10 protein-coding genes are annotated in these 9,763 nt (G+C 71.1%); 3 read left to right on the top strand and 7 right to left on the bottom strand.

The window, feature by feature from the left end; translation table 11 throughout:
* Nucleotides 1-105 precede the first annotated feature (105 nt).
* Entirely contained in the window at nt 106-603 is a 498-nt protein-coding gene (locus tag OIE40_RS11115) for a DUF3145 domain-containing protein (protein WP_264702318.1), read from the bottom strand.
* Between the two features lie 158 nt (nt 604-761).
* On the opposite strand from OIE40_RS11115, the gene OIE40_RS11110 reads away from it, so the two are divergent.
* The 3 genes from OIE40_RS11110 (at nt 762) to OIE40_RS11100 (ending at nt 3,353) form a co-directional block, all read left to right on the top strand.
* Nucleotides 762-1,184: a ChaB family protein gene (locus OIE40_RS11110; RefSeq protein ID WP_264702316.1), complete on the top strand. Its 423-nt coding sequence runs from the start codon at nt 762-764 to the stop codon at nt 1,182-1,184.
* A gap of 151 nt (nt 1,185-1,335) precedes the next feature.
* Complete coding sequence (gene serB / locus OIE40_RS11105; RefSeq protein WP_264702314.1) at nt 1,336-2,577, top strand: phosphoserine phosphatase SerB; 1,242 nt, start codon at nt 1,336-1,338, stop codon at nt 2,575-2,577.
* Nucleotides 2,574-3,353: a crotonase/enoyl-CoA hydratase family protein gene (locus tag OIE40_RS11100; protein WP_264702313.1), complete on the top strand. Its 780-nt coding sequence runs from the start codon at nt 2,574-2,576 to the stop codon at nt 3,351-3,353. Before serB ends, OIE40_RS11100 begins: the two co-directional genes overlap by 4 nt.
* A gap of 22 nt (nt 3,354-3,375) precedes the next feature.
* Here OIE40_RS11100 and OIE40_RS11095 read toward each other — a convergent pair whose 3' ends face one another.
* From OIE40_RS11095 to OIE40_RS11070, 6 genes are all read right to left on the bottom strand, one after another.
* A complete protein-coding gene (locus OIE40_RS11095; RefSeq protein WP_264702311.1) occupies nt 3,376-4,707 on the bottom strand; it encodes an NAD(P)/FAD-dependent oxidoreductase in 1,332 nt (443 codons plus the stop codon).
* A 24-nt stretch (nt 4,708-4,731) separates the two neighbouring features.
* Nucleotides 4,732-5,058, bottom strand: a complete 327-nt coding sequence (locus tag OIE40_RS11090) for a hypothetical protein (protein ID WP_264702310.1) — start codon at nt 5,056-5,058, stop codon at nt 4,732-4,734.
* A gap of 216 nt (nt 5,059-5,274) precedes the next feature.
* Nucleotides 5,275-6,243 carry a VWA domain-containing protein gene (locus tag OIE40_RS11085; RefSeq protein ID WP_264702309.1) on the bottom strand — a complete coding sequence of 323 codons (969 nt, stop codon included), beginning with the start codon at nt 6,241-6,243 and terminating at the stop codon, nt 5,275-5,277.
* Entirely contained in the window at nt 6,234-7,178 is a 945-nt protein-coding gene (locus OIE40_RS11080) for a VWA domain-containing protein (RefSeq protein WP_264702357.1), read from the bottom strand. The genes OIE40_RS11085 and OIE40_RS11080 overlap by 10 nt, the downstream gene beginning before the upstream one ends.
* Before the next feature lie 11 nt (nt 7,179-7,189).
* Complete coding sequence (locus tag OIE40_RS11075; protein WP_413774489.1) at nt 7,190-8,227, bottom strand: DUF58 domain-containing protein; 1,038 nt, start codon at nt 8,225-8,227, stop codon at nt 7,190-7,192.
* Between the two features lie 40 nt (nt 8,228-8,267).
* Nucleotides 8,268-9,344, bottom strand: a complete 1,077-nt coding sequence (locus tag OIE40_RS11070) for an AAA family ATPase (RefSeq protein WP_264702308.1) — start codon at nt 9,342-9,344, stop codon at nt 8,268-8,270.
* Between the last annotated feature and the right edge of the window lie 419 nt (nt 9,345-9,763).

The raw sequence follows: 9,763 nt of genomic DNA, 5'->3' as shown, positions 1-9,763 counted from the left end.
GAACGTCACCGGCTGACCCGCCACCCCCTCCCACCGCTCGCCCAACTACCGAGTGCTCGCCAACCTTGGCGAGCGTTCGGTAGTTGGGCGAGCGGTGGGTGGAAGTCAGACGACCTGGTGCAGCCAGCGGACGTCGCCGCCCTCGCCGGCCTGCCGGAAGACCTCAAGTTCGTCGTCCCACGCGGTGCCGAGCAGGTCGGCGACCGCATCGTGCAGGCTGCGACCGCCCAGTGCCTCGCGGGCGAGGGCGAGCTTGAGCCGCTGTTCGTTGACCATCACGTCGCCGTGAAGTCCGGTGGTGGCGTGGAAGATGCCCAGCGCCGGCGTGTAGGAGTACCGCACGCCCTCCGACGTCGCGCTCGCCTGCTCGGTGACCTCGAATCGCAGCCGCTGCCAGCCCTTCAGGGCACTGGCCAGCCTGGCCGACGAGCCGACCGGGCCCGTCCAGGCATACTCGGCGCGGTACGACGCACGTTCGGCGGGTTGGGGCGTCCAGGACAGTTGGATGGGCACGCCGACGACGCCGCCCACCGCCCATTCGACATGTGGGCACAGTGCGGACGGCGCAGAGTGGATCTGCACCACTCCATGGGTGGTCGCCATGGTCTTCTCCTTCGGCCGAGTGGCTGCCTTCCCCTGCATCACCCGGCGTCGGAGTGGGTCCATTCTGCCTCACGAGTCCCACCCCGACCAACCGGCGTCGACGTCCGATCACCGTTTCGGGCGTGTCGTCGGCGGTTCACCGGGCGCAGACTGGTCGCATGCCGAAGACCACCAGGAGCGGCAAGGCCAAACCCGACGAGCTGCCCAGCCCTGTTCAGCGCTCGGACGACAAGGCGCAGCGCACCTTCGCCAAGACCTACGACGCCGCCATGGACTCCTACGACGACGAGGGCCGCGCGAACGCCACCGCCTACGCGTCGTTGAAGCACTCCTACGAGAAGGTCGGCGACCATTGGGAGGCCAAGGACTCCCCCGGGCCCTCGGACGACCGGGCCGAGATCGGCGGCCTCAACGACGCCGAGTCCGCCGGCGGGGTGGACGCCAACGCCACCAAGGAGCACCTGCTCGGCATCGCCCGCCGGCTCGAGGTCAGGGGCCGCTGGACGATGACCAAGGACGAACTGGTCGACGCGATCCAGAAGGCCAACGACAAGGCCAACGAAGAGGCCCGCGAGGACTAGCCGTACCGGTTCTGGACCATGGGACGGTTCTCGCGGTCCGCGCCGCCGGCGGTACGTGGACCCGAGGGAACCGTCCCCACGGTCCGGACGGCAGCGTCCGCGGCCGCCCCAGGACCCGTTCGCGCTGTCGCGCCGTGGCAGAATCCCACGAGTGACGGACCAGTTCTCGCTCGCCGCGACCATCACCGGTGCCGACTCCCCCGGCCTGCTGAACCGGCTGATGGCCGCCATCGCCGAGCTGGACGCCGAGGTGCTGGACCTCGAACAGACGGTGGTTCGCGGCCGGCTCAGCATCGGTGTGCTGCTGGTGGTGGCACCGGAGGCCAGCGACGCCGTCGAGGACCGGTTGGCCGGTGTCTGTGCCCGGCTCGGTCTCGCGTTGACCCTCACCGAGGGGGTCGGCGACAACCCGCCCCGGCACAACCGGGCCGTGGTCACCGTGCTCGGCCGTCCCCTGCTCGCCAGTCACCTCGCCATCACCACCGACGTGATCACCGCGCTGGGCGGCAACGTCGACCGCAGCCGCCGCCTGTCCCGGACGCCGCTGACGACCGTCGAGTTGTGGGTGTCCAACGCCGAACCCGCCGCCCTGCGTCCGGCACTGGCCAGCGTGGCTGCCGGCGCCGGCTTCGACGTGTCGGTCGCCCCGGCCGGTCTGGCGCGCCAGGGCCGGCGGCTGATCGTGATGGACGTCGACTCGACCCTGATCCGCGACGAGGTGATCGACCTGCTCGCCGAGCAGGCCGGCTGCGCCGCCGAGGTGAGAGCCGTCACCGAGCGCGCGATGCTGGGCGAGCTCGACTTCGCCGACAGCCTGCGGGCCCGCGTCGCGCTGCTGGCCGGACTGCCGGCGTCCGCGCTCGACGAGGTGCGCGCCGCCGTCCGGTTCACCCCGGGGGCACGCACCCTGGTGACGACCCTGCGCGACCTGGCGCTGTCGATCGGCGTGGTCTCGGGGGGGTTCATCGAGGTGGTGGCGCCGCTGGCCGCCGAGCTGGGCATCCGCTACGCGCACGGCAACCGGTTGGAGGTCGTCGACGACCGGCTGACCGGGCAGATCGCCGGGCAGATCGTCGACCGGGCCGCCAAGGCCGCCAAGCTGCGGGAATGGGCCGCGCTGGAGGGATTGCCGCTGTCCCGGACGATCGCGATCGGCGACGGCGCCAACGACCTCGACATGCTGGCCGCCGCCGGACTGGGCATCGCCTTCAACGCCAAGCCCGCCGTTCGCGCCTCGGCGGACACATCGCTCAACCTGCCCTATCTGGATGCGGTGCTGTTTCTGCTCGGCCTGACCCGCGAAGAGGTCGAGGACGCCGCCGCGGCGCGCGAGGTGGCGCCGGCGGCGTCCGGGGTGACAAGGCCGGCGGCGCCGGGTTGGATGGGGCGATGAGCGACGACAGGGTGCTGGTCGAGCAGCGCGACCACCTGCTGCTGATCGGGCTGAACCGGCCGGGCAAGCGCAACGCCGCCGACTTGACCATGCTGCACGGCCTGGCCCGCGCCTACACCCGTCTGCACACCGATCCCGACCTGCGGGTCGGTGTCGTGCACGCACTCGGCGACCACTTCACCGGCGGCCTCGATCTCGCCGACCTCGGCCCCGGTCTGGTCGCCGGCGACCTCGAACTGCTGCCGCCGGGAACCATCGACCCGTGGGGGGTGGCCACCGATCCGGTGGCGAAGCCCGTGGTGGTGGCGGTGCAGGGCACCTGCCTGACGCTGGGCGTCGAACTCGCTCTGGCCGCGGACGTCGTCGTCGCCGCGGCGTCCACCCGGTTCGCGCAACTCGAGGTGGCCCGCGGGATCATCGCCTTCGGCGGCGCCACCGTGCGGCTGCCGCGGCTGGGCTGGGGCGACGCCATGCGCTGGCTGCTGACCGGAGACTTCTTCGACGCCGCCGAGGCGCACCGGATCGGGCTCGTGCAGCAGGTGGTGCCCGACGGACGGCAACTGGGCGCCGCCGTCGAACTCGCCGAACGCATCGCCGCCCAGGCGCCGCTAGCCGTGCAGGCGACGCTCGCCAACGCGCGGCTCGCCGTGCACGATCCGGACGCCGCGGCGTCCCGACTGCACCCGGTCACCGCGATGCTGGCCCGCACCGCCGACGCGCAGGCTGCAATGGCGTCCTATCTGAGCGGGAAACCGGCCAGGTTCGAGGGGCGCTGACCTCGTCGATCAGGGCCGGCGATCACCCGACGGACGCCGAACGAATGACCGCCAGCCAGGCATGCACCAGCGGGATCGCGGCAGCGCCCTCACCGCTGGCCGACGCCACCCGCTTCATCGAGCCCGACCGGATGTCACCGGCGACGAACACGCCGGGAACGCTGGTGGCCAACGGCGCGAAAGGCTCCAGCCCGGGGCGCGACCCGGCCGGGACGTCCGTCCCGCTGAGCACGAAGCCGCGCTCGTCCAGAGCCAACTCGGGGGGCAGCCACTCGCAGTGCGGCTCGGCGCCCAGCAGCAGGTACAGCCCGGACGCCTCGACGCGCCGGGCCTCGCCGCCGCCCCGGTCGGTCAGTTCGAGCCATTCCAAGCTGTTGGTGCCGCCGCCCCCGGTGACCTCGGTGCCGCAGGCCAGAGTGATCCGTGGGTGCGCCTCCACCTCGCGGATCAGGTAGCTCGACATGGTGTCGGCCAGGCTGCCGCGGCGGATCACCATGGTGACCGAGCGCGCGAACCTGGCCAGGTGCACGGCGGCCTGCCCCGCACTGTTGCCGCCGCCCACCACGACCACGTCGCGGCCCCGCATGTCGCGAGCGGTACTGGCCGCCGCGCCGTAGTTGACGCCGCGGCCCAGGAACTCCTCCAGCTCGGGCACGCCGAGCCGGCGGTACGCGACCCCGCTGGCGACCAGCACTGCGCGTCCCGACACGGAGCCGGCCGGGGTGATGATCTCCAGCGGCTCGCCCCGGCGTCCGGTCCGCAACGCGCTGACTCGGCAGCCCGCCACGAAACGGGCGCCGAAACGCAGCGCCTGGGCGCGCGCCCGCTGCGCCAGCCGCATCCCCGAAATGCCGCGTGGGAAGCCCAGATAGTTGCGGATCATCGAACTGGTGCCCGCCTGGCCGCCGATCGCCTCGGCTTCGACCACCACGACGTCCAGCCCTTCGGATGCGCCGTACACGGCAGCGGCGAGACCGGCAGGGCCGGCGCCCACCACGACCAGGTCGGCCACGCCGCCGTTTAGTACGTCGGCGGCATTGCCGAGCACCAGCTGCGCCAGGTCGGTCAGGCTGGGGTCGAACAGCACCGGAAGCTCGGCCGGTTTGACCGCCGGGAGCCGGACGCCGTCGACGTCGCCCAGCAGGGCCACCGCACGGTCCGAGTCCGGCTCGTGGACGCGGTGCGGGGTGCCCATCCGCTCCAGGAAGTCGCACAGCCGGCGCGACTTCACCCCACCGGGATCGGCGACGATCTCGACCATCACCACCTCGGGCGTGGCCACCGACCAGCCCCATTCCGACAGCGACTCGGCGACCGCTGCGTGGAACTCCTCGTCGCGGGGCCCGGACGGCAACGCCAGGTAGGCGTCGATCTCGCCCTAGGCGAGGCTGGCGCGCAGCGGCTCCAGGGACGCCCGGAACTCCTCACGGGGCACCAGCACCAGCCTGCGGGCGGTCGGCAGCTTGACCTGCAACTTGTGGAACAGGTGTGCCGCCGTGTGCTCACCGAGGTTGAACTCCGCCCCCACCATCGCGATCGGGACGCCGCCCTGCTTCAGTTCGAGGACGGTGTCGATGAAATCCTCCAGGTTGCACGGATGGAGGGCGTAGTCCTGACCGTAACGGTGGGTGAACTCGCGCAGCATGGCGTGCAGGTGTGCTTCACCCACGAGGACGATCGCCGGGGTCGGACGGGGTTCGCTCACGATCCGCAGACTACCCGCGGCGTCCGAACCTCCCACGTGGCCCCTCCCCCGCCTCCACGCGCTCGCCCAACTACCGAGCGCTCGCCAAGGTCGGCGAGCGCTCGGTAGTTAGGCGAGTTCGGGGAACCGTCGCCGAGGGGGAAGTCGCCACCGTCGGCGCGCCGCACGCGGAGCCGAAGAGAGAACCCGGACGGGGTAGAACCGGCCTCCGCGGGCTCAGGGCCAGCGGGCGCCCAGGGAGATCACCGCGCACGCGGCCAGCAGCGCGAAGAACAGGGCGTAACCGGTGTAGACCTCGGTGACCTCCTGCTCCTCCTTCACGTAGCCGACCTGCTCGGCGATGCTGGCGTAGACCTGCTTCAGCTCCGACTCCGAGCCGGCGGCGAACTTCTTCCCGCCGGAGATGTCGGCGACCCGCTGCAGTTCCTCGTGGTTGACCGGCACCGGTTCGCGTCGGCCGCCGTCGACGACGTAGCCGTCCTCGGTGCCGTAGGCGATGGTGTAGATGGGAATGCCCTGCTTCTTGGCCTCCTCGGCCGCGGAGGCCGACTTGCGGCCGATGTTGGTGAAGCCGTCCGACAGCAGCACGATCGCGCCGGGCGCCGGATCGTCGGGGTGGTCGGGGTCGGGCGGGGCCAGCGCCATGGCGTCCAGGGCCGAGTAGACGCCCTCGCCGATCGCGGTGGACGGCGCCACCTCAAGCCCCTCGATGGCACGGGACACCAGCCCGCGGTCGGTGGTCGGCGCGACGACCACGGACGCCGAACCCGCGAACGCCACCAGGGCAACGTTGAACCTCGCCGGCAGCATGCCGAGGAACTCCTTGGCCGCCTCCTTGGCGGCGTCCAGGCGGTTGGGCTGGACGTCCTCGGCGATCATCGAGCGGGACACGTCCAGGGTCAGCACGATCGTCGCGCGGTCGCGCGGCACGTCCACCTGATCGGACGGCTTGGCGAACGCCACGTTCAGCGCCGCCAGCGACAGCACGGCCGCACCCACGGCGATGTGCCGCTTCCACGCCTGCTGCTTGGGCAGCACCTTGTCCAGGTTGCTGATGCCGCTGGTGCGGCTGCGGGTGCTCTTGCGGTGCAGCAGCCCGAAGTACAGCACGAGCAGCACCGGGATCAGCAGCAGCCACCACAGCCGCTGCCCCTCCATGAACGTGATCATCGGGATCATGGCCACCTCGCTCCCAACGAGACCGCGGCGAGGGCGGCGACCACGGCGAACGCCAGACCGTAGCCGGCCCAGGTCGCGGTCACCTCCTTGCGCACCTCTTCGTAACCGACCTCACTGCGGATGTTCTCGTAGACGCTGGACAGCTGGCCGACGTTCTCGGCGGTGTAGAACTGACCGTTGGTCAGGCTGGCGATCCGCTGCAACAGGTCCTTGTCCGGGGGGACCGGCTCGCGCTTGCCGTCGAGGTCGACGTAGCCGTTCTCGGTGCCGTAGGCGATGGTGTAGATCGGCACCTTCGCCTTGGCCGCCTCGGCCGCCTCCTGGGTGGGCGAGCGGCCGGCGGTGTTCTGCCCGTCGGACAGCAGCACGATCGCGCCCGGTGGCACCGACCCGTCGTCGGCCTTCGGCGCCGACTGCAGCGTCGACATCGCCACGTTGATGGCGTCACCCACCGCGGTCGAATCCTGCAGCGTGAGCGCGTCGATCGCCCGGTTCACCTGGCCGCGATCGGTCGTCGGCGGCATTCGGGACGCCGGGTTGCCGGACAGGCTGACCAGGGCCACGTTGTACGCCGCAGGCATCGAGGCGACGAACTCCTTCGCCGCCGCCTTGGCGGCGTCCAACCGGTTCGGCTTCACGTCGGTGGCCGCCATCGACTGCGAGACGTCGAGCACCAGCACGACGGTCGCGCGTTCCCGCGGCACGTGATCGACCCCGCTGGGTCGCCCCCAGGCGATGGTCAGCGCCGCGAGGCTGAGCAGCGACAACGCCACCGCCAGATGCCGCCGCCACTGCGACTGGACCGGCACCACCGCACCCAGCACGGAGGTGTTGGTGAAGCGCATTCCCGAGCGGTTCTTGCGCCTGCCGAGGTAGATGTAGGCGGCCACCAGCACCGGGATGAGCAGCAGCCACCACAACCGTTCCGGATTGAGGAACATCTGTTCGAGATTCACTTGCTCACCCCCTGCGGCGGTTGATGCAACATGCCCGCCACCCGACGGTAGGCGAGCACGAAACGGGCGATGTCCTGCACCCAGTCTCTATCGGTACGCAACTGGATGTGCGCGACCCCTGCGCGGCGCAGCGCGATCCGGATCCGTTCGCGCTGGGCGGCGGACGCGGCGTCCATCCGCGAGCGGGCCGAGGCGTCGCTGGTGTTCACGTAGCGCTGGAAGTCCGTCTCGGGGTCCCGGATGAGGATGTCGCCGACATCGGGGAACTCGATCTCGCGCTTGTCGACCACCTCGACCGCGAGCACCTGGTTGCGCACCGCCAGCCGGCGCATCGGCCGCTCCCAGTCGGGTTCGATGTTCGGGTCGAGTTCGGAGTCGCCGGCCGAGAGGAAGTCGGATACGACGATGCGCATGCCGCGCCGGCGCTGCAGCCGGGTCAGCTGCTCGATGCCGGCGGCCAGCGTGTAGGGACCGGTGGAGTGGTCGGGCACGATGGGCTCGTTGAGCATCCGGCGCAGCAACCCGTACAGGGCCGTGCGCCCGGAGCGGGCGGGCAGCCGGCGGATGGCCTCGGGCCTCATGATCAGGCCCCCGAACCGGTCCCCCATCTTCTGGGACAGGAACCCGATGGTCGCCACCGCAGCGATCCCCAGGTCGCGTTTGGTGACCCCCTCGGTGCCCCAGTTCATCGACGGTGTGACGTCGAGCAGGGCCCACACCTCGAGTTCGCGGTCGGCGATCGTGTCCCGCACGTGCGGGCTCTGGGTGCGGGCGGTGACGGCCCAGTCCATCTTGCGCACGTCGTCCTGGCCGGGCACGTAGAGGCGGGCGTCGTTGGTCTCCGACCCCGGTCCCGGCAGCAGCCCCCGGTGGTCGCCGTGCAGGAACCCCTCCAGCCGGCGGACGATGGTCAGCTCCAGCCGGCGCAACGCCGCCTCGGGTGCCAGCTTGTGCAGCGGCAGGGTCGAGCGGGTGGGTTCGCGCAGCACCGACTCAACCACGCCGAGATCGTCGGCGGGGGGTTCGAACTGCATGGGTTGCTGGGTCAACGGCCCTCGGCTCCTGGTCGCGGGCTCAGTTGCTGTAGCTGGGGTTGTGGCGGTGCTGGCCGTGCGACTGCTCACGCTGCTGCTGGTTCCACACCGGCGTGGGCGGCGGCACCATGGCCACGATCCGGTCGACCACCTGGGCCGGTGCGATGTTGTCGGCGACCGCGTCGAAGCCCAGCACGAGACGGTGCGACATGACGTCCTTGGCGACGGCCTGCACGTCGGTGGGCAGCACGTAGTCACGGCCGTGGATCAGGGCAAGCGCACGGGCGGCGGCCACCAGACCCAGCGTCGCGCGCGGCGAGCAGCCGATCTGGATCACCGGAGCGAGGTCGGGCATGCCGAACTCCGCCGGGGTCCGGGTGGCCAGCACCAGCCGGACGATGTATTCGGCGACCAGATTGTGCACGAAGACGTTGGACGCCTGGTCCTGCAGTTCCCTGATCCGGTCCGGGTTGAGGATGTTGGTGGGCTCGGGCGGGGTGACGCTCATCCGGCGCAGGATCTCGAACTCCTCGTTGCCGCGCGGGTAGGGCACGTCGACCTTCAGCAGGAAGCGGTCGCGCTGAGCCTCGGGCAGCGGGTAGACGCCCTCGGACTCGATCGGGTTCTGGGTGGCGATCACGATGAACGGCTTCGGCACCGGGTAGGTGGCGCCGCCGATCGACACCTGGCGTTCGGCCATCAGCTCGAGCATGGCCGACTGCACCTTGGCCGGAGCGCGGTTGATCTCGTCGGCCAGCACGAAGTTGACGAAGACCGGGCCGAGCGAGATGTCGAACTTCTCCTGCCGCGCGGAGTAGATGCGCGTGCCGACGATGTCGGAGGGCACCAGGTCGGGGGTGAACTGGATGCGGGAGAAGTCGCCGCCGACCACGGTGGCGAAGCTGCGCACCGCCAGCGTCTTCGCGACACCGGGGACGCCCTCGAGCAGCACGTGCCCCTTGGCGAGCAGGCCGACCATCAGTTGCTCGACCATGTGCTCCTGACCGACGATGACCCGCTGCACCTGGGCGATCGCCTCGCCCAGCACGCGGGCTGCCTCACGGGTGGCCGGATTGCCCTGCGGCTGTTGCCCGGGGCCCTGGGTCGGATTCGACACGCGCGTTCTCCTGCTCGCTGCTCAGCTGGACGGGCTGGGCCCGCCGGATCTGCAGCAACCTTACCGGGGCGCCGAGCCAGTGGTCCGGTGGCCGACCGGCGGGCTCCCCGGATCGGGCAGAATGGGTCGCGCTTCATGGCCGGGGCCGTTTGGGCGGTGTGATGAGATGGGAGCCGATGTCCGAGCAGCACAACCCGGCACCCGGTGACCCCTCGTCGCCGGGCCCCTCGTCGTCCGGACCTCCACCCTCCGGCCCCGGACCTGCGGGCCCCCCGCCCACCGGTGACGGTGCGGCGTCCGCTGCGGTGCCGCTCACCCCGCTGCTCAGCGAGGATCCCCCCAAGGTCGGTGATTTCTGGCTGGACGCCCGGCTGGTGGCGACGCCGTCCGGGGTGACGTTCGCCGGCCACGACGAGGCC

Origin of the sequence: Micropruina sonneratiae (assembly GCF_025972045.1) — a bacterium.
GTDB lineage: Bacteria > Actinomycetota > Actinomycetes > Propionibacteriales > Propionibacteriaceae > Micropruina > Micropruina sonneratiae.
Note: the sequence above shows the minus strand (reverse complement) of the source record. Positions and strands in the feature narration are given on the sequence as shown.

What these genes read in the sequence shown, in the direction of transcription:
- OIE40_RS11115 (WP_264702318.1), bottom strand. Translation starts at nt 603, where the DNA reads ATGGCGACCACCCATGGAGTGGTGCAGATCCACTCTGCGCCGTCCGCA.
- OIE40_RS11110 (WP_264702316.1), top strand. Translation starts at nt 762, where the DNA reads ATGCCGAAGACCACCAGGAGCGGCAAGGCCAAACCCGACGAGCTGCCC.
- OIE40_RS11100 (WP_264702313.1), top strand. Translation starts at nt 2,574, where the DNA reads ATGAGCGACGACAGGGTGCTGGTCGAGCAGCGCGACCACCTGCTGCTG.
- OIE40_RS11080 (WP_264702357.1), bottom strand. Translation starts at nt 7,178, where the DNA reads ATGTTCCTCAATCCGGAACGGTTGTGGTGGCTGCTGCTCATCCCGGTG.
- OIE40_RS11075 (WP_413774489.1), bottom strand. Translation starts at nt 8,227, where the DNA reads ATGCAGTTCGAACCCCCCGCCGACGATCTCGGCGTGGTTGAGTCGGTG.